Genomic DNA, 19,344 nt, shown 5'->3' with positions numbered 1-19,344 from the left:
CCCGTAGTCGTCGGTGGTCGCGGCATCGGGTGGAAGACAGGGTGGAGTACCGCCCGCCGCGTGGCCGGGGCGCGCGGCGTGGCGAGGGGGCCCGCTACTCGCCGTCGGAGGTTTCCAGGACGATGCGGAAGCGGGGAGCGCCGGAGCGCAGCCGGGTGACGGCGTCGTCGGCCTTCTTCAGCGGCATCTGCTCGATCATCGACCGGACACCCGTGGTGACGGCGAAGGCCATGGCTTCTTCCGTCTCGCGCGGGCTCCCGGTCAGGTGCCCGGTGAGGGTATGACCGTTCATGACCAGCCGGGCCGCCGGGACGGTGACGGATCCCGCGTCGACGCCGACGAGGGTGAGCTGCCCATGCGTGCGCAGCCCGGTGAGTAGTTCATCCACGGGGGCGGTGGAGGAGGCGGTGTAGACGATGAGGTCGGCGCCGCCGAACTCCTTCAGGACGGCTCCGGGCGCGTGGGCGTCGCTGTTGACGTAGTGGCGGGCACCGAGCTCACGGACGAGGTGCTCGCGGTCACGGCCGCGGGTGATAGCGACGGTCTCGTAGCCGAGCTTCACAGCGAACTGGACGGCGAGGTGGCCCAGGCCGCCGACGCCGAAGACGGCGACCCGTCCTCCGGCGCGGATACCGGCCTTGCGGATCGCGTTGAAGGTCGTCACTCCGGCGCAGCCGAAGGGGGCGGCGTCGACGAGGTCGAAGCTGTCGGGGATGCGGGCGAGAGCGTCGGCGGGCACGGTGATGCTCTGCGCCCAGCCGCCCGGGTAAGACAGGCCGGGGATCTTGCGTTCGGCGCAGTGGACGACGTCGCCCGACCGGCAGTACACGCAGTGGCCGCAGCTTCCGCCGAACCAGCCGACCGCCACCCGGTCGCCGGCCGCCCAGCCCTCGACCTGGTCACCGGTCTCGGCGATGACACCGGCGACCTCGTGGCCGGGGGTGACGGGGAAGACGGTGTCCTCGCCGGTGGCGGCGGCCGTTCCGATGTCGGCGTTGCACACGCCGCTGGCCACCACCGACACGCGGACCCACCCGGCGGGAGGCGGGACCGTCTCGGCCCCCATGGGGTGCAGGGGTCCGCGGGGCTCGGTAACGACCATGGTCACGGCGCTGTCCGACATGGTGCCTTCCGTTCCGAACAGCGATGCTCATAGCTGCTGTTTATGCTGAATGAGTAGGAGCCCCACCGTAGGCAGAGGAAATGCCGCCCGGTAGGGGACATCAGTGAATGGAACGATAAGCCGTGGCTATGGCAACAGACCGTCTGAATCTTGAGGGGCTCCGCTATGCGCAGGCGGTGGCGGAGACCAAGTCGTTCAGTGCCGCCGCACGCGCGTACGGGGTCACGCAGCCCGCGCTGTCGAACGGGATCGCCAAGCTGGAGGAACGCCTGGGCGGCAAGCTGTTCGAGCGGTCGCCGCGCGGTGTGACGCAGACCGCGTTCGGCATCCGGATCCTGCCGCTGATCGAGCGTGCCCTGACAGCGCTCGATGCCATCGGAGCGGAGGCCCGACGCCTGAACGAATCCGGTGAGCAGAAGATCCGCATGGGGCTCTCCCCGCTGATCGGATCGCACCTGGTCGCCAGGGCGTTCAGCATGGTCCAGGGCCTTCCCGCGCCCCGGGACCTCGTGCTGCGCGAGGCGAACATGCAGGAGCTGCGGGAATGCCTGCTGGCTGGCCAGCTCGACATCATCCTGATCCCGGCCGTGGCCGCGATGCCCCGCTTCGAGCACCGGGTCATCGACGTCGAGCCGATCGTCGTCGTCACTCCCGACGCGGCGGAGGCGACCCCCGTCGAACTCACGGAGGCCGGCAAGGAGCAGTTCATCCTCGTCCCCGACACCTGCGGCCTGACCACCTTCACCACGCGACTCTTCCAGGCGCACGAGATGCCCCTGAACACCTATCCGGGTGAGGCCGCCAGCTACCGGGTCCTGGAGGACTGGACGAAACTCGGCTTGGGCTCGGCGTTGGTTCCCCGCTCCAAGCTCACCTCGCCCGACGTCTGCCACCGCCCCCTGCACGACGAGGGCCGCGAGGTGCAGATCTCCTTCGAAGCGGTCTGGAGCACCGACTCCCCGCTCGCCCCGGACCTGCTCCGTCTCGCCGACAGCCTCGCGGCCACCCGCCACTAGGGCCATACGCGACGCTTATACCTTGATTCAGTGTGGTCCCCTACCGGACCTTGCTGGGGATGCCTAACGTGGCAGGCAGGTTGCGGGACTCACCGCACCGCCCCCTCCCTGTCAATCGAGTGAGGCATAACCATGGCGTATCTTCAGATCACACTGCAGGTGGACCCGGCCCACCGCCCCGCAGCCGCGGGCGTGTACGAGAAGTACAAGCAGCCGTTCCTCGACACCGCCCCCGGCGCCCTCAGCAAGGAGCTCCTCGTCCGCGACGAGGACGTCCAGGTCCTCCACGGCTTCCGGAGCGTGGCCGACGCCAAGACGTACCTGACCAGCGAGCTGTTCACCCGTGACGTCGTCGGCGGCCTGTCCCCGCTGCTGAAGGCCGACCCCGACGTGCGCGTCTACGACACCGTCTGAGGCCCGGTCGTGCACGAGCTCACGGCGCTGCTGCGCGAATACGACCGCGCCCGCGTCTACACCGACGAGCTGTGGAAAGACCTCAGCCCACACGAGGTGACCTGGCGCCCGCAAGAGGACTCCAGCGCGATCGGCTGGCACCTGGGTCACCAGGCTCATGTCGCCCACTTCATGATCCGCAACCTCACCGCGGCCGAGCCCAGCCCGGACCCGGAACTCGACGGGCTCATGGACTCGGCGAACCCGGAGAAGTTCCGCGGCGCGCTGCCCACCGTCGAACGGCTCACCACGTTCCGCGACACCGTCGCCGAACGTGTCCACGCCCGCATCGGTGACATCGCCGCCGGCCGGGTCGGCGCCCCGACCCAGCTGACCGTCGTCGCAGGCCACCTGCTGCTCGCGCTCATCAATCACGAGTACCAGCACGACCAGTGGATCAGCGAGGTCCGTGCCGACCACCTCGGCCGCACGCTGCCGCCCGACCCGGCCTCGGATTGGCTCAGCCGCATCGACGGCTACCTGGTCTGCGACCCCCACGTCTGACCGCCTGCACCTCTGTTCTGGCGAAGCCAGCAGCAATTCACCACCGGCAACGACCCGATCTCAACGCGGGCCGGTGCCCAGTCAAGGAGCACAACGTGAGTGATGTGCGTGTCACCCCCTGGCAGGACGACAGCCTCCCCGCGCCCCCGCCCGAACTGCTCGCGGGAATGCAAGCGCGCAGGCCGGGCGGTGAGCTGATCGGCATCGACCGTGTCCTGCTGAAGAGCTTCCCGCTTGCCACAGGATGGAACGGGCTGCTGGGTCGGGTCCGCGCCGAGTTCGACCTGGCACTGGAATACCGCGAACTGATCATGCTGCGCGTGGCCGTGCTCAACCGCGCCGAATTCGAGTGGGGCGTCCACTACCCGGCCTATCTGCAGGCAGGCGGCACGGAAGACAAGTGCGAAGCCCTCAAGGGAGATGCCGCGGACAGCGGCATCTTCAACAAAAAAGAGCTCGCCCTGCTCGCGCTGACCGATCAGTCCACCCGACAGGTCGAGGTCGATGCCGACGTCATCGACGAGGTCAAGCGTCTGTTCGGTGAAGCCCAGACGGTCGAAGCGGTCGCCACTGTCGCGGCCTACAACATGGTCTCGCGCTTCCTGGTGGCGCTGGCCATCTGACACCCCCGTGCGCGGGAGGCCGTGAGCCCGACCGAGCACCGCGGCTACCGAGTCTGCCACTGCCCCCTGACCACCCTCACCCCCCTTCACGGCACTACCTGCTACAGGAGCACCACATGTCCAGCACCACCCTCGACTTCACCGGCCAGAAGGTCATCGTCATCGGCGGCACCAGCGGCATGGGCCAGGCCATCGCGGCCCAGGTCCTCGACGCCGGCGGCACCGCCGTCGTCACCGGCCGCACCCAGCCCAGCGCCGATGAAGCCGTGACTGCTCTGTCCGCCCGCGGGCAGGTCGTCGGCCTGGCCGCCGACCTCTCCGACCCCGCGGCCGTCGACCGCCTGCGCACCGTCCTCACCAAGGAGCACGCCGACGCCACCCTGCTGGTCAACGCTGCCGGCGTCTTCGCCCCCAAGCCGTTCCTGGAGCACACGGCCGCAGACTACGACCGCTACCAGGACCTCAACCGCGCCTTCTTCTTCCTCACCCAGACCGTTACCGCCAACATGATCGAGCGCGGCACGAAGGGCGCAATCGTGAACATCGGCTCCATGTGGGCCCACCAGGCCATCGCCGCCACCCCCTCCTCGGCGTACTCGATGGCCAAGGCCGCACTGCATTCCCTGACCCAGCACCTCGCGATGGAGCTCGCCCCGTACGGCATCCGCGCCAACGCCGTCGCCCCCGCCGTCGTGCGCACCCCGATCTACGAAGAGTTCATCCCCAAGTCGGAGATGGACTCCACGATGGACGGCTTCGACTCCTTCCACCCGATCGGCCGCACCGGTACCACCGACGACGTCGCCGCCACCGTCGCCTTCCTCCTGTCCGACCAGACCACCTGGGTCACCGGTGCGATCTGGGACATCGACGGCGGTGTCATGGCCGGACGCAACTGACCCACACCGTCTGGTGCACAGACGTCCTCGTGGCCCGGAAGGCCGGCCGCGTGCACTCCAGCCGATGGGTACGGCACCGGCCCCGTCTCAGGCACGGCGCAACGGTGCACCCTCTACGCGTTTACGAAAAAACCCCACCCATGTCCGTCATCAACGACTTCGACGTCCAGGCACTCAAGGACACCGAAGAGCTCATCGCCCTCGTCGAAAGCCGCTCACCCATCCGAGACACCCTGATCAGCCCGGTTGACGTCCTCACCACGCTCGCCTGAGCACAGGTCAGACACCCTGCCACGACCTGTCCCTACGCCGCCTCGAAGAGGCAGGGGCGGGTCGTCGCCGTACACACTCTAGGCGGGCGGCCTTCAGGCAGAGGCCGCCCACCCCTGCGGGGCCAATTGCTCGGCGGCGGCACGCCCTGAAGCGCCAGGCCCGGCTGCGATACCGGGCAGTTGTCCTCCTGGCCGACTCTCCGGGCCTCCGGTTCATGCCGGTCAGCGGCCGGGCACCTGCGTGAGAACTGCATCCATACCGGCACGGCGGGCGATGTCCACGAGGGCGCGGGTCATGACCGGTGCGGGATCCCGTTTGGCGACCACGAGTCCCATGGGCACCGCGCGGGTCGGGCTCACCAGGGGGACGGCCTGCATCCCGGCGGGCACGCCGAATACGTGCAGCCAGGAATGCGGTACCACGCTGGCCCACCGGCCGGTTCGGACGTGAGCGAACATGGAGGCGATCGAATCGGTCTCCACGCGCGGCCGGACCGGTGCGCCGATCTCCTGGAAGACGGTGTCCAGTACTTTGCGTCCCTGCATGACCGGATCGAGCAGGCAAAGGGGCTGCTGCGCCGCCTCGGCCCAGGTGATCTCGCTGAGCCGTCCGGCGCCGGAGGGCGGCTGGATCAGCAGGACGTAGCGCTCGCGGTACAGAGGTACGCACTCGAACCGCTCGGGAATGGTGTGGCCGAGGTAGGTGATGCCGGCGTCGATCTCGTAGCTCTGCAGTTTGTCGAGGATTTCCGTCGCGCGCAGGTCGGTCAGTACCTGGACGGTCGTCAGCGGGTGCTGGGTGCAAAACGGTTCGGTGAGCAGGGAGACGACCGTCGAGGCGGTGGGTACCGAGCCGATGCGCAGCCGTCCGCTGAGTCCGTGGCGCAGGGCTGTGACCTCGCTTTCCAGGGCGTCGCGGTCGGCGAGCATCCGCTGCGCCCAGAGCAGGATGCGCTCTCCTTCGGGGGTGAGCCCTTCGTACTTGCGCCCGCGGTGGACGAGGGGGACGCGCAACTCGTCCTCGAGTTTGCGCAGCCCTTCGGACAGGGCCGGCTGGGAGACGTAGCAGGCGTCGGCGGCACGGGCGAAGTGGCCCTCGCGGGCCAGGGCGACGAGGTATTCGAGTTGGCGTAGCAGCACAGGACGGGTCTACTGCACACCGCTCGCACCACGCCAGTCGACACTGTCGGCCCGACAGATGCCAGGCCACCGGCTCTTCCCGGTTCCACGGGCCGGGTGGCCTCGCGTGATAGGCGGCGCTTGTCGTGCGATCGAAACGACTGCTTTGACCACGGTTGGACCACGCGGCCACAGTGCATGCGGGGCACGCCCCGCAGACCATGCTCGGGGCCGCTGACCTTCCTCGGTGTCCCCGCTGTCGGCCAGCATCCACGAGCGGTGAAGAAGGCGGTCCGATCAATGAGCGCGAGCGAAGACCCGGGCGAGGAGCGTCTTTCCGTCACCCCGCCCAAGACGTGGGCGACCGGCGTGCCCGGGGTCGCGCACGCGATCCAGTACTCGCTGCAGCAGACCTCGCCGCGGCGCACCGCGCTGACGCTGCTGAACATCAACCAGACCAAGGGCTTCGACTGCCCGGGATGCGCCTGGCCCGAGCCCGCACCCAACCAGCGCCACCGCAACGAATACTGCGAGAACGGCGCCAAGCACATCAACGACGAGGCGACCTCCGCCCGCATCACCGCCGACTTCTTTCGCCAACACCCCATCTCCGAACTGGCGGGCAAATCCGACTACTGGCTCAACCAGCAGGGCCGGCTCACCGAACCCATGGTCAAACGGCCCGGGGCCGACCACTACGAACCGATCGGCTGGGACGAGGCGCTGGACCTGCTCGCCGACGAACTGCGCGCCCTGCACTCCCCGGACGAGGCCCTCTTCTACACCTCGGGCCGGCTCAACAACGAGGCGGCGTTCCTCCTGCAGCTGTTCGCCCGGGCTTTCGGCACGAACAACCTGCCGGACTGCTCCAACCTGTGCCACGAATCCAGCGGCGCCGCTTTGAATGAGACGCTCGGCATCGGCAAGGGCAGCGTGAGTCTGCAGGACATCCACGACGCCGACCTGGTCTTCGTCGTGGGACAAAACCCCGGGACCAATCATCCGCGGATGCTGTCCTCGCTGGAGCAGACCAAGCGCAACGGCGGCCAGGTGGTCGCGGTCAACCCGCTGCCGGAGGCCGGACTGCTGCGGTTCAAGCACCCGCAAAAGCCCCGCGGGGTGATCGGGCGCGGAACCGCGATCGCCGACCAGTTCCTGCAGATCCGCCCCGGCGGCGACCTCGCCCTGTTCCAGGCACTGAACCTGCTGCTCCTGCAGGCCGAGGACCAGGCCCCGGGCACGGTCCTTGACCACACCTTCATCGACACCCACACCACCGGCTTCGACGCCTTCGCCCAGCACACCCGAACAGTGGCGTGGCCCGAGGTCCTGGACGCCACCGGCCTGACCCGCGCGGAGATCGAAGACGTCCACCAGCGCGTGCTGAAGAGTAAGAAGATCATCGTGTGCTGGGCCATGGGCCTGACCCAGCACAAGCACGGCGTGCCGACCATCCGCGAGGTCGTCAACTTCCTGCTGCTGCGCGGCAACATCGGCCGGCCCGGAGCGGGCGTGTGCCCGGTGCGCGGGCACAGCAACGTGCAGGGCGACCGCACCATGGGCATCTGGGAGCGGATGCCGCAGGCGTTCCAAGACGCCCTCGGGCGGGAGTTCGCCTTCACCCCGCCCGCCCACCACGGCCTGGACGCGGTGGATTCCATCCGCGCCATGCGCGACGGGCACGCCAAGGTGTTCCTCGGCGTGGCCGGCAACTTCGTCCGTGCCACCCCTGACAGCGACCTCACCGAAGAGGCCATGCGGCGCTGCCGGCTCACCGCTCACATCTCGACCAAACTCAACCGCTCCCACACCGTCTGCGGCGAGATCGCGCTGATCCTGCCCACCCTGGGCCGCAGCGACCTCGACATCCAGGCCGGCGGCGAGCAGTTCGTCACCGTTGAGGACTCCATGAGCGAGGTGCACGCCTCCCGCGGCCGCCTCGCCCCGGCCTCCGCGCACCTGCTCAGCGAGGTCGCCATCATCTGTCGCCTGGCCCGCCGCACCCTCGGCGCCCAACCCCCCATCACGTGGGAGGACTTTGAGGCCGACTACGGCACGATCCGGGACCGCATCGCCCGGGTGGTCGAGGGCTTTGAGGACTTCAACACCCGGGTGGCACGCCCCGGCGGCTTCCGGCTGCCTAACCCAGTCAACGAACGGTGCTTCCCGACCCCGAGCGGCAAGGCCGTCTTCACCTCCAACGCCTTCGAGATGCTTAAGGCACCCGCAGGGCACCTCATCCTGCAGACGCTGCGCTCGCACGACCAGTGGAACACCATTCCGTACGCCATGAACGACCGCTACCGCGGCATTCACAACGGCCGCCGGGTCGTCCTGGTGAACGCCGCCGATCTGCAGGATCTGGGGCTTGCGGACCGTGCCGAGGTCGACCTCGTCAGCGTCTGGCGCGACGGCGTGGAGCGCCGCGCCCCGGGCTTTCGCGTGGTCGCCTACCCCACCCCTCCCGGTTCCGCCGCCGCCTACTATCCGGAGACCAACGTCCTGGTCCCGCTCGACAGCGTTGCTGACGTCAGCAACACCCCCACCTCCAAAGGCGTCGTCGTACGCCTGGAGCCGGCACGAGTGCGGGCGGCTGTTCGGGCGGGGTGACCCGCGGCGCCGGCTGGAAGCCACCGGGCGTGGCCAGATGGGCCTGTGTCCGGGCGGCGTGGCCGCGTACGACGCCGCAAGGCGCTGCACGGCGGCCATCCACCCCAGGCCATCAGTCGGGTATCCCGGGCGGCGGCCGGCTCTGTCGGTGCACGCCGTGGCGGTGCCCGCGGCGCGCTGCCACGGCGTGCACCGACAGGTGAAGCAGGCGGCCGCGGGGGAGCACTCTGCCGATCTTGTGCCCACGCCCGGTGGCCGGGGATCGTCATCGAGGCGGCGGCGTCCGTGGGGCAGATGTGGCGGGCTGTGCCGTGTGACGGCGGGGGACCGACGCCCGCGATCGGCTCCGCACCCTGGCCGCTGCCTACGGCAACCTTACCTTCGACGCCCCCAACTCCCCGCGTTCACAGAGTCGTTATGCGCAGCCCGGCCTCCGCGAACTCTGTGCCCGAGCACTTCGCGAACGCGGACGCGCTGTCGAAGTCGAGCACCTCCACGTCCACCTGCCTCGCATACTGACGGCGCCGCAGTGCAGCAGGCGCCGGCAGCTCACCTACGCGTCGCGCCAGGCATCGGTGACACAGCCGGTCTCGAAGTGCCACCACCCGTCCGCCTGGCCGCGGGCGAGCAATGCCTTGATCCCACCGAGGTCCGCATCGGCCGGCACGGTGTAAGCGACCAACGGGAACTCCTCACTGAAGACCTCACCGCCCAGGCCGAACGGCGCCAGCCGCTCGTGCACAGCCTGAGCGCTGCGCCCCAGCGGGCCGGAGGGGACGGGCAGGATGCGGATGGTGCAGTTGTCCGACGCCTCGACCCGCTCCTTCGCCCAGTGGACCCCGTCGGTGTCCGCCACGAACCGCACGATCTCGCCCTCGGCCACCCCGTCCTGCAAGAACGGGGCGTTCTCCACCTTGGCCGTATCACCGCTCAGTCGCGTGGCCCACAGCCCCTCAGTGTCATAGGGAAGCCAGCCGTCACGCGGCACAAACCGGTACCACACCTTGATCCGGTTGCTTCCAGCAGCGGCGGGCCCGGCCGGGGTCATAGAGGTCACCGTCCAGATGATCGCGCAGCCACCTGCACGCCTCGAACCCGGCCCCGTTCCCGTGACCCGGAAGCGCGGCGCCTACAGCTGGTTGACGGGTTCCCGGAAGGAGCCCGGGGTCTGTCCCATGACGCGGCGGAAGGAGTCGATGAAGGCACTGGAGGTCGACCAGCCGCACTCGAGGGCCACCTGGCTCACCGAGCCTCCTTCGGCGAGCCGGGTCATGGCGTGGAACAGCCGGGCGTGGGTGCGCCATTGCGGGTAGGTCTGGCCGAACTCGGACTTGAACAGCCGGGCCAGGGTCCGTTCGCTGGCGTGGGTCAGCCGGGCCAGCTGCGGCAGCGAGTACGCCTGCTCCAGGTTCGCCTGGACCAGTTCACACGCGGCGCGCAGGCGGGGGTCGCGGGGCGCGGGCAACCGCAGTCCGGTGACCGGGGTCCGGCGTATCCGGTCGAAGAGCACGCGCCGCAGGTTGTCGGTCTCCTCGGCGGGCAGGCTCTCGTCGGTGACGGCCTTCAGCACCTCATGCACCAGCGCGTCGACGGCGATGACCTCCGGTGCCCTGGCTCCGCGGTCCAGCAGTCCGGGCCCGTCGGAGGTGAACAGGTGCAGCAGGGTGTCGCCGTAGGTGCGGTGCTCGTGCTCGATCCCGGCGGGGATGATCAGCGCCCGGCCCGGTGAGGCGACCCAGGTGCCGCGCGCGGTGTGGATGGCCATCAGGCCCGAGCTCACGTAGATGAGCTGGTACTCGTCGTGCCAGTGCAGCGCGATGTGGATGCCGGCGGGGTAGCGTTCCGTGCGCGCGCCGACGTGCGGGCGGTGCGGCTGCGGCGGCAGCGCATCGGTGTGCGGATGCGGCCCGCCTTTCACGGCTGTCACCGGCAGCCCTCCCATCGGTCCGGGCCACCGTAACCGCCCTGGCAGAATTTCGATACTTGGTGACCGAACAGCAGAAGTTTTCGCGGGGGTGCGACTGCCAGGCTCGCAGGTATGAAGAAGAACATTCACCCGGTGTCCCCGCCGGGGCCCGGCCTGTCGCAGACGCCCGGGCGCCCCGCCCGACACCCGCACACCGTGATGCTCACCCTCGCTCTGTTCCTGACCGGCTTCGGACTGCGCAGCGCGGTGGCCAGCGTCGGCGCCGTGCTCGGCGACATCCAGGACGCGCTGTCCGCCGGCACTACCGGCATCAGTTTCCTCACGACGCTGCCCGTGCTGTGCTTCGCCGCCGCCGGGATCGCCGTGCCGGTCCTGGCCCGCAAACTGGGACTGCACCGGTCGCTGCTCATCGCCCTGGCGGTGTCGGTGATCGGCCTGCTGTCGCGGGCGGTGACGTCGAGCTTCGCCGTCTTCCTCGTGCTGTCGACGCTGGCGCTCGCCGGCGCCGCAGTGGCCAACGTACTGCTGCCGTCGCTGGTGAAGACGCACTTCCCCGACCGTGTCGGCCCCAAGACGTCCGTCTACGTCGTCGCCCTGAGCCTGGGCACTATGGCCTCGGCCGGACTGACGGAGCCGATCGCGAGCTTCTTCTCCACCTGGCGCTGGGGCCTGGCGGCCTGGGCTGTGCTGCCGGTGGTGGCCGCGATCCCGTGGATCCTGGCCCGACCGCAGCGCACCGCCACCGCCGCGGCGGCCGCCCCGAAGGCATCCGGTACCCGCCCGGCGCTGCGTGACCTGATCAAGAGCAGGACCGTGCTGGCCCTCACCCTCTTCTTCGCATCGCTGTCCGCCCTGGCCTACATCGCCTTCGGCTGGTTCGCCCTATACCTGAGCGACCTCGGGATCGCCAGCCACGTCGCCGGCACGATGGTCGCCGTCCTCGCCGGAGTCAGCATGCCGGTCTCGGTGATCATCGCCCGCATCAATCCGCGCCACTACCGGCTGGTCGTCATCGTCCTCGGGTGCTGCTTCACCGCGTCCCTGGCCGGACTGGCGCTGGCGCCGACGTCCGGGACCTGGCTGTGGATGATCCTGTTCGGGATCGGCAACGGACTGTTCTCGCTGAGCCTGGCTTTCATCGGGATGCGCGCCCGGACACCGGAGACCACCGCGGCCACCTCCGGGGTGGTGCAGGGCATCGGCTACCTGTTCGCCGGTGCCGGCCCCATCCTGTTCGGCCTGCTCAACGCGTGGACCGGGGGATGGACTGGCTCCCTGGTACTCCTCTTCGTCCTGGTCGGCCTCACCGTCGTGAGCGGCATCGCCGCCTCACGCCCCCGGTTCATCGACGACGACCTGCCCACGGCGCCCGAGCCGGCAGCACAGCACGGCGTAGCCGGCACCTCCTGACAAGCGCCGGCCCCGCGCGGGACACAGTGCCCCCCGGCACACCGGGGTAACACGCCGCCCCGCACGCCGGGACGCACCCCCGTAACGGACCGTTGACCTAGAACGACCACGCGTCGGACGGCAACGTCCGGCCGCAGCACAGCTCGGAGAGATACACCATGGCCTGGGACAGGTTCGTAGGCACCTTCCTCAGCAAGGCAGAGCTCACCAAGGGCATCTTCCGGGTCGAGTTCGCCATCACGGCAGACCGCCCCGGCTACGGCTACGCGCCCGCCACACCCGGCGATGAGTCGGTCGGCCTGTACTTCGCCGAGGAAGGCCACCTGCTCGACACCCGCCCCTCTCACGCGCCCCACGCGCACGGCGGCTGGGAGGTGATCGAGGACAACCGCAGCATGGGCCGGCGCAACTTCACCGTCCGCTCCTTCGACCCCGACACACGCGTCATGGCGATCGATGTCGCCCGGCACGGAGCCGGGCCCGCGATCGAGTGGTTCGACGCCGCGCAGCCGGGGTGGCGGCTGCTGATGGCCGGACCGCGCTGCTGGCACCGCCCGCCCGGGGCGGCGACGGACCACTACTACCTGCTCGCCGACCTAGCTGGGCTGCCGGCGCTGGCCCGCATCCTCGCGGCGACCGCGCCGCACATCCGCGTGACAGCGCTGGCCGAGGTACTGGACCCCAGCGATCTCGAGTACCTGCCGGACCACCCCCGCCTGGAACTTCTTCCGCTCGTCGGCTCGGGCAACGGGGTGGCCGACAGCCGCCTGCTGGACGGCCTCGCCGCGCTGCCGCCCCCTGCCCCGGCGTCCTACCAGTGGGTGGCCGCCGAAGCCGGGCAGGTGCGCGCCGTGAAGAAGTATTTGCGCACCTGCGGCCTCGACAAGAACAACTGCGTAGCCCTCGGCTACTGGAACGCCACCGAGCACTAGCCACCCGCCCGCGAGGGGCTGGCGATCACGGGTGCCGCGACACGCGGCAGCGCCGGTCAGCCGGGGATCAGCTGGGCGGGGCGGCGGCCGCGCGGTCCGCCGCGCGCATCGTGGTCCGGTAGGCGCCGGGGGTCTGTCCCGCGGTGCGGGTGAAGGCGTTGACGAACGCGCTGGTGGTGGCCCAGCCGCAGTCCTGGCCCGCCTCGGTGACGGTGGCCCCCTCGGCGAGTTTGATCATGGCGTGGAAGACGCGGACGGTGGTGCGCCACTGGGGGTAGGTCATGCCGAACTCGGTGCGGAACAGACGCGTGAGGGTGCGCTCGCTGGCGCCGCAGTGCCGGGCCAGCCAGGTCACCGTCCGCGGCTGGGTCAGATCGTCCTCGGCCAGCGCGCAGGCCTGGGCGAGCCGGGCATCCTGCGGGGCGGGCAGGACGAGCGGCTGGATGTGGGAGCGGCGCAGCCGGTCGCGGATGACGGCCTGGATGCGGCCGGCCTCCTCCAGGGGCAGGCCGGGCTCGCTGCAGGCGATGAGGAGTTCCCGCAAGAACGGGCCGACAAAGACCATGGTGGGTACGTCACCGGGCAGTGGCGGGTCGTCGGTGGCGAAGCCGAAGGTGTGGACGCGGCTGGAGCCGTACACCCGGTGCTGGTGCCAGGTGCCGGCGGGCACCCACATGGCGCGGGCGCTGGAGATCACCCAGGCCGCCTCCTGGGTGCGGACCGCGAAGACACCGGAGCTGACGTAGATCAGCTGGTGGAAGAGGTGCCGGTGCCGTTCGATGGTGTGGCCAGCGGGGTGGTGGTCCCACGTGCTGCTGGCTTCCGCCGGAACCGGGTGGCTGTTTGAAGACATCTGCTCGCACTTTACCGGGAACCGCCACCCGCTGCCGCGCGGTGCTCGGGGCGCATCCGGCCACCGTCCGCGCGTGGCGGGCGTAGCCGGTGGCGGTTTTTCGACACCGGACGGCCAGTTTAGGGAAGCCTAACCTTAATGCTGGTTGGCAGGGTGTGCTCATGAGCAAAGCAACACCCACGCGCCCGGCCGACATACGGGACCACTCCGGTCCCGCGCCGCACCGCGTGGCCAGGAAGGTCTTCGGTGCGGCCATGGACACCCGCCCGCTGGCCGTGCCCGCCTACCGCCGTTTGCTGGCGGGACAGGGCCTGTCCTACATCGGGACCGCGATCACGACCGTCGCGGTGCCGCTGGAGGTGTACCACCTCACGCGCTCCTCCCTCTACGTCGGTCTGACCGGCCTGGTGGGCCTGGTCCCGCTGGTGATCTTCGGCCTGTACGGCGGTGCCGTCGCCGACCGCGTCGACCGGCGCCGCCTGTACCTCGCCGCGTCCGCCATGACCTGGCTGGTCACGGTCGGCCTGTTCGCGCAGGCCCTGCTGGAGACGGGCTCCGTGGGGCTGCTGCTGGTGCTCGTCGCCGCGCAGAGCGCGGCGTTCGCGGTGTCCTCCGCGGCGCGCGGGGCCATCATCCCGCGGGTGGTGCCCGGCGAACTCGTCTCGGCTGCCAACACCCTCAGTCAGACCGCCGGAAACCTGGGCCAGGTCGCGGGCCCGCTCATCGCCGGTGCGCTGGTGGCGCTGCCGCACGGCTACGCCGTCTGCTACGGCCTGGACGCGCTGCTGTTCGCCGCCCTGCTCTACGCCGCCGTCCGGCTTCCCCCGATCACAGTGCAGCAAGACATCTCCACGAGCAGCGGGGTGCGCATGGTGTGGGAGGGGCTGCGCTTCATCGCCTCCCATCCGGTGCTGTGGATGTCCTTCGCCCTGGACATCGCGGCGATGGTGCTGGCCATGCCGACCGCCTTGTTCCCCGAGGCCGCCGCCACCCGCTTCCACGGCGGGGCCGGCCTGCTCTACTCCGCCATCGCCATCGGGGCCATCGCCGCCGCCGTCTTCAGCGGCTGGATCGGCAAGGTCCGCCGCCAGGGCGTGGCGCTGACCGGTGCGGTGGCCGTATGGGCGCTCGCCGTCGCCGCGGCCGGCCTGACCCGCACCCTGTGGATCGCGGTCGCTCTGCTGATGTGTGCCGGCGCCGCCGATCTGGTCAGCGCCGTCTACCGGCAGACCATGCTGCAGACCTACGCCCCCGATGAGATGCGCGGCCGGATGCAGGGCGTGTTCACCGTGGTCGTCGCGGGCGGCCCGCGCCTGGGAGATCTGCGGGCCGGCGCCATGGCCTCTGGCGCCGGCCTGACCCTCGCCTGGTCCGGCGCGGCCCTGGCGTGCCTCGTCCTGGTCGTCGCCGCCGCCCTCACCGTGCGCGCGTTCTGGAACTACACCACCCCCGCCCCGCCCTGCACCGGCGCCCTCCAGCCCGCCACCGACTAGCACCCCACCTCACCCGCCGGTGCCTCAACCTCAAGCGCCCCGGGGTCTTTCCGCCTGCCCAACGCCGCCGTGACACGGGGCCTTCGAGTACACGAGGCAGTCCTCCATGACACACGACCACCCAGCACCGCATCGCCGAGCCGGCACCGCGATGCACGCCGAGCACATGCGCGTGTCCTACGACCGGCGCAAGGTGTTGCACCAGGCCGCTCTGACCCTGTGGCCGGGGAAGGTCACCGCGCTGGTCGGCCCCAACGGCAGCGGCAAGTCCACCCTGCTGCGGGCCCTGGCCCGCCTGGAGCCCGTACACGCAGGGGCCCGCATCACCCTCACCCCGGCACACGGCCGGCCCGCCGACGCCCTCGCCCTGCCCCCGCGCGCCTTCGCCCGGCAGGTGGCTTTGATGCCGCAGATGCGGCCCGTCCCCTCCGGCCTGGACGTGCGCAGCGTCGTCGAGCTCGGACGCCATCCCTACCGGGGACCCTTGGGCGGGCGCGATGCGCAGGCGGCCCACGCCGTGCAGCGGGCCCTGGAACTCACCGGTATCGCCGACCTCGCCGACCGGGCCGCCGACCAGCTCTCCGGTGGCCAGCTGCAACGCGTATGGCTGGCCTCCTGCCTGGCGCAGGACACCGACGTGCTCCTGCTGGACGAACCCACCACCTATCTCGACCTGCGCTACCAGGTCCAACTCCTGGACTGCGTCCGGGAGCTGGCCGACGAGCACAACATCAGCGTCGGCGTCGTCCTGCACGACCTGGACCAGGCGGCCGCCGTCGCCGACGAGATCGCGCTGCTGTGCGACGGCCGCCTGCGCGCCACCGGCCCCCCGCACACCGTGCTGACCTCCCAGCAGCTGACCGAGGTCTACGGCATCCGCATCGAAACCTCCACCGACCCGCTCACCGGCCGCCTGCGTACCCGCGCCGTCGGCCGCCACCACCTGCGCCACGAAAGGGCCGACACCACCCGATGAACAAGATCCTCACCCTGGGCGCGGCCGCCCTCGCCTCGGCCCTGCTGCTGTCCGGCTGCGGCACCACCCAGCCCACCACCGACGCCGCCGGCCGGCAGGGCAGCAAGGTCACGCTGACCGACGCCACCGGGCACCGCATCACCCTCGACCACCCCGCAACCAAGGTCATCGCCACCGAGTGGATGCCGGTCGAGGACCTGGTGACGCTCGGCATCAACCCCGTGGGCATCTCCGACATCAAGGGCTACACCCGGTGGAACCACTCCGCGCCGCTGCGGACCAAGCCCGCCGACATCGGCACCCGCGGCGAGCCGAGCATGGACACCATCGCCCGCCTGTCTCCCGACCTCATCGTCGCCACCCAGACCCTGTCCAGCGCGGCCGTCAAGCAGATGCGCGCCATCGCCCCGGTCCTGGTGCTCCAGGACGGCGATCGCAGCGACCAGGTCGGCCGCATGATGACCAACCTCGACCAGCTGGCGAAGGCCACCGGAACCGCTGAGCAGGCGACCAAGGCGAAGAAGGACTTCCACGCCAAGGTCGCCAAAAGCCGCCAGGCCATCGCCGACGCCGGCCTGCAGGGCACCAAGGTGGCCAACGCCGACGGCTACAAGACCTCCAACCAGATCAGCATCCGCGCCTTCACCAGCGGCTCCCAGGTCGGCGCCATGAACGAGCTGATCGGGCTCAAGAGCGCCTGGGCGCTGAAGCCGAAGGAGAACAGCGGACTGGTCACCACCGACGTCGAGGCCCTCACCCGGCTCGGCGACGTCCCCTTCCTCTACATCCCCTGGGCGGGCAAGGAAAACGACCTGTTCAAGCAGCAGATGACCCACAACGCGCTGTGGAAGTCCATGCCCTTCGTCAAGCACGACAAGGTGCACCGACTGGACGACACCATCTGGCAGTTCGGTGGCCCCCGCTCGATGGGCCGCTACGCCCAGGCGGTCGCCCAGGCACTGACCGCATGAGCGTGCAGACGGCCAAGCGGGCCGAGGCCCCTGCGGCCGCCTCCGCCCCGGCCCGCTCTCGCCTCCGTGCGGCCCCGGCCCCGGTCCTTGTCACCACCCTGACCGGTGTGGTCGCCGCGCTGGCCGTCATCAACATGTGCCAGGGCACCGCCGACGTCGGCGCCGCCCAGGTGTGGGACGCCCTCACCGGTGACACCGGCCGCACCGTCACCTCCGTCGTCTTCAACTCCCGCCTGCCCAGGGCGCTGGCCGGGATCCTGGTCGGCTTCTGCCTCGGCGCGGCCGGCGCGGCCCTGCAGCGGGTCAGCCGCAACGTCCTGGTCTCCCCGGACACCCTGGCCGTCTCCAACGGCGCCTACCTGGCGGTCGCGCTCACCACGATCACCGGCCTGTCGCTGCCGTTCATCGCCTCCACGGCCGTGGGCCTGGCCGGCGGCCTCGCCGCCGCCGTCCTCGTCCTCGCCCTCGCCGGACGCCGCGCATCACCGGTACGGCTGGTCCTGGCCGGCAGCGCGCTCGCGATGGGCCTGGGATCGGTCATCTACGCGCTGCTGCTCTTCTACCCCAAACAGGCCCAGGGCCTGTACCAGTGGGGGCAGGGCAGCATCAGCCAGGACGGCTTCCCCGGGCTGAGCCAGACGCTGCCGCTGGCCCTGATCGGCCTGATCGGTCTCATCGCGCTGGCGCACCGGCTCGATGCCCTGGCGCTGGGGGACGACGCGGCCAGAGCGGTCGGTGTCCCCGTCACCAGCACCCGCATCCTGGTGGTGGCACTGGCCTGCCTGCTGGCCGCGGTCTCCGTCACCCTGGCCGGACCCATCGGCTTCGTAGGGCTGGGCGCCCCGGCCGTGGTCCGGTTCCTGGCCCGCACCAGTACGTCGCTGGTCAAGGCCCGGCTGGGCATCCCCGTGGCCGGGCTGACCGGCGCGGCTCTCGTGCTCGGCTCGGATGTGGCACTGCGCGCCCTGCTGCCCGCCGACACCGCCGTCACCGTGCCCACCGGCACCATCACCAGCCTGATCGGCGGCGCCGCGCTGATTGCCGTGGCGCTGTCGCGGCGCAACACCCTGCGCTCGACCACCAGCACCGAACGGCTGCGCCTGGTCAGCCGCCGCAGGTTCGCCGTGATCACCGCGGGCACCCTGGCCGCCCTCGTGGCCATCACCGCGGCGGCCGTCCTGCTGGGCGACGCCACCCTGCTGGGCGGCGACGTCGTCAACTTCGCCCGCCACCAGGCCCCGTCGGGCATCACGTTCATCCTGAACACCCGCATCCCGCGGGTGCTGGCAGCCCTGCTGGCCGGGGCGGCGCTGGCGCTGTCCGGCACCCTGGTGCAGGCCGCCACCCGCAACCCGCTCGCCGAACCCGGTGTCCTGGGCATCTCCGGCGGCGCGTCCCTGGGAGCCGTCTCCCTCCTGACGGTCCTGCCCGCGGCCGGCGGATGGGCGCTGTCCGGCGCCGCCTTCGCCGGGGCGGTGGCCGCCGCCCTCCTGGTCTTCGGCCTCACCGCGCGCAGCGGCTTCGCCGAGAACCGGCTGGTCCTGGTCGGCATGGGTACCAGCACCGTGACCGGGGCGCTGGTGGGTCTGGTCATCACGCTGACCGACCCGGCCAACGCGGTCAAGGCGCTGACCTGGCTGTCGGGGTCGACCTACGGCCGCACCCTGGCCGACACCCTGCCCGTCGCGGTCATGCTCGGTGTCGGGGCGGTGTTCGCGCTGTGCGTTCACTCCTCGATCGACCTGATCGCGCTCGACCAGGACACCCCCCGCTTGCTGGGCGTGCGCCTGACGCGTCAGCGCCTGGCCCTGCTGGCGGTGGCAGCGCTGCTGAGCGCGGTCGCCGTCGCCGCGGCCGGCACCATCGTCTTCGTCGGGCTCGTCGCACCGCACGCGGCACGCGCCCTGGTCGGGCGCCGGCACCTGCGGGTCATCCCGACCGCGATCCTGCTGGGGGCCTGCCTGGTCGCCCTGGCCGACCTGGTCGGACGCTGGGTCATCGCCCCCGGTCAGCTCGGTGCGGGCATCACCACCGCCTTGATCGGCGCCCCCTACTTCCTCTATCTGCTCATCCGGAGCAGGACCTGACGGCGTGAGAGGAGCGCCGGGCACCGCGGCCGCGATACGGCAGGGCCGTGCCGCCCGCCCGGCAGCCCGCGGTACG

The 19,344-nt window shown here is 70.6% G+C and carries 18 protein-coding genes; 13 read left to right on the top strand and 5 right to left on the bottom strand.

All coding sequences use genetic code 11. The annotated features are described in order from the left end of the window. Window positions 1-94: 94 nt before the first annotated feature. Window positions 95-1,123, bottom strand: a complete 1,029-nt coding sequence (locus G3I41_RS08625; protein WP_064744828.1) for an alcohol dehydrogenase catalytic domain-containing protein — start codon at window positions 1,121-1,123, stop codon at window positions 95-97. A 128-nt stretch (window positions 1,124-1,251) separates the two neighbouring features. On the opposite strand from G3I41_RS08625, the gene G3I41_RS08620 reads away from it, so the two are divergent. The 6 genes from G3I41_RS08620 (at window position 1,252) to G3I41_RS37370 (ending at window position 4,890) form a co-directional block, all read left to right on the top strand. Next, on the top strand, window positions 1,252-2,139 hold the full coding sequence (locus G3I41_RS08620) for a LysR family transcriptional regulator (RefSeq protein ID WP_037794251.1): 888 nt from the start codon (window positions 1,252-1,254) through the stop codon (window positions 2,137-2,139). A gap of 132 nt (window positions 2,140-2,271) precedes the next feature. Beyond that, window positions 2,272-2,553, top strand: coding sequence for a hypothetical protein (locus G3I41_RS08615; RefSeq protein ID WP_027737823.1), 282 nt, complete (start codon window positions 2,272-2,274; stop codon window positions 2,551-2,553). Window positions 2,554-2,562: 9 nt separating this feature from the next. After that, the gene (locus G3I41_RS08610; protein WP_027737824.1) at window positions 2,563-3,096 is read left to right on the top strand and encodes a DinB family protein; all 534 of its coding nucleotides are present in this window, start codon (window positions 2,563-2,565) and stop codon (window positions 3,094-3,096) included. 95 nt (window positions 3,097-3,191) lie between these two features. After that, on the top strand, window positions 3,192-3,719 hold the full coding sequence (locus G3I41_RS08605) for a carboxymuconolactone decarboxylase family protein (RefSeq protein ID WP_027737825.1): 528 nt from the start codon (window positions 3,192-3,194) through the stop codon (window positions 3,717-3,719). 116 nt (window positions 3,720-3,835) lie between these two features. Then, complete coding sequence (locus tag G3I41_RS08600) at window positions 3,836-4,618, top strand: SDR family oxidoreductase (RefSeq protein WP_027737826.1); 783 nt, start codon at window positions 3,836-3,838, stop codon at window positions 4,616-4,618. 140 nt (window positions 4,619-4,758) lie between these two features. Continuing rightward, on the top strand, window positions 4,759-4,890 hold the full coding sequence (locus tag G3I41_RS37370; RefSeq protein ID WP_261411933.1) for a hypothetical protein: 132 nt from the start codon (window positions 4,759-4,761) through the stop codon (window positions 4,888-4,890). 222 nt (window positions 4,891-5,112) lie between these two features. Here the strand turns inward: G3I41_RS37370 and G3I41_RS08590 are convergent, their stop codons facing one another. After that, on the bottom strand, window positions 5,113-6,030 hold the full coding sequence (locus tag G3I41_RS08590) for a LysR family transcriptional regulator (RefSeq protein ID WP_027737827.1): 918 nt from the start codon (window positions 6,028-6,030) through the stop codon (window positions 5,113-5,115). Between the two features lie 279 nt (window positions 6,031-6,309). Here G3I41_RS08590 and G3I41_RS08585 point away from each other — a divergent pair, with 279 nt between their 5' ends. Continuing rightward, entirely contained in the window at window positions 6,310-8,619 is a 2,310-nt protein-coding gene (locus G3I41_RS08585; RefSeq protein ID WP_027737828.1) for an FdhF/YdeP family oxidoreductase, read from the top strand. A gap of 553 nt (window positions 8,620-9,172) precedes the next feature. Here G3I41_RS08585 and G3I41_RS08580 read toward each other — a convergent pair. Continuing rightward, window positions 9,173-9,667 (bottom strand): DUF4265 domain-containing protein, encoded by a 495-nt coding sequence (locus tag G3I41_RS08580; protein ID WP_051351866.1) that lies wholly within the window; start codon window positions 9,665-9,667, stop codon window positions 9,173-9,175. Between the two features lie 81 nt (window positions 9,668-9,748). Beyond that, window positions 9,749-10,546: a helix-turn-helix transcriptional regulator gene (locus G3I41_RS08575; protein ID WP_199787201.1), complete on the bottom strand. Its 798-nt coding sequence runs from the start codon at window positions 10,544-10,546 to the stop codon at window positions 9,749-9,751. Between the two features lie 111 nt (window positions 10,547-10,657). Here G3I41_RS08575 and G3I41_RS08570 point away from each other — a divergent pair, with 111 nt between their 5' ends. Both G3I41_RS08570 and G3I41_RS08565 read left to right on the top strand, forming a co-directional pair. Beyond that, window positions 10,658-11,956, top strand: coding sequence for an MFS transporter (locus G3I41_RS08570; protein ID WP_051351867.1), 1,299 nt, complete (start codon window positions 10,658-10,660; stop codon window positions 11,954-11,956). Window positions 11,957-12,114: 158 nt separating this feature from the next. Then, window positions 12,115-12,888: a siderophore-interacting protein gene (locus G3I41_RS08565; protein WP_051351868.1), complete on the top strand. Its 774-nt coding sequence runs from the start codon at window positions 12,115-12,117 to the stop codon at window positions 12,886-12,888. Between the two features lie 67 nt (window positions 12,889-12,955). On the opposite strand, the gene G3I41_RS08560 is transcribed toward G3I41_RS08565, so the two are convergent. Further along, window positions 12,956-13,741 carry a helix-turn-helix transcriptional regulator gene (locus G3I41_RS08560; RefSeq protein WP_027737831.1) on the bottom strand — a complete coding sequence of 262 codons (786 nt, stop codon included), beginning with the start codon at window positions 13,739-13,741 and terminating at the stop codon, window positions 12,956-12,958. Between the two features lie 161 nt (window positions 13,742-13,902). On the opposite strand from G3I41_RS08560, the gene G3I41_RS08555 reads away from it, so the two are divergent. The 4 genes from G3I41_RS08555 to G3I41_RS08540 all read left to right on the top strand — a co-directional run bounded on the left by G3I41_RS08555 (window position 13,903) and on the right by G3I41_RS08540 (window position 19,268). Beyond that, on the top strand, window positions 13,903-15,234 hold the full coding sequence (locus G3I41_RS08555; protein ID WP_078514134.1) for an MFS transporter: 1,332 nt from the start codon (window positions 13,903-13,905) through the stop codon (window positions 15,232-15,234). 166 nt (window positions 15,235-15,400) lie between these two features. Beyond that, the gene (locus G3I41_RS08550) at window positions 15,401-16,210 is read left to right on the top strand and encodes an ABC transporter ATP-binding protein (protein WP_106959639.1); all 810 of its coding nucleotides are present in this window, start codon (window positions 15,401-15,403) and stop codon (window positions 16,208-16,210) included. Next, window positions 16,207-17,181 carry an iron-siderophore ABC transporter substrate-binding protein gene (locus G3I41_RS08545; protein WP_027737833.1) on the top strand — a complete coding sequence of 325 codons (975 nt, stop codon included), beginning with the start codon at window positions 16,207-16,209 and terminating at the stop codon, window positions 17,179-17,181. Before G3I41_RS08550 ends, G3I41_RS08545 begins: the two co-directional genes overlap by 4 nt. After that, a complete protein-coding gene (locus tag G3I41_RS08540; RefSeq protein ID WP_027737834.1) occupies window positions 17,178-19,268 on the top strand; it encodes an iron ABC transporter permease in 2,091 nt (696 codons plus the stop codon). The genes G3I41_RS08545 and G3I41_RS08540 overlap by 4 nt, the downstream gene beginning before the upstream one ends. Window positions 19,269-19,344: the final 76 nt, after the last annotated feature.

Source organism: Streptomyces sp. SID9727 (assembly GCF_010550605.1).
Taxonomy (GTDB): Bacteria; Actinomycetota; Actinomycetes; order Streptomycetales; family Streptomycetaceae; genus Streptomyces.
This window is presented reverse-complemented; position numbering and strand designations above follow the sequence as displayed.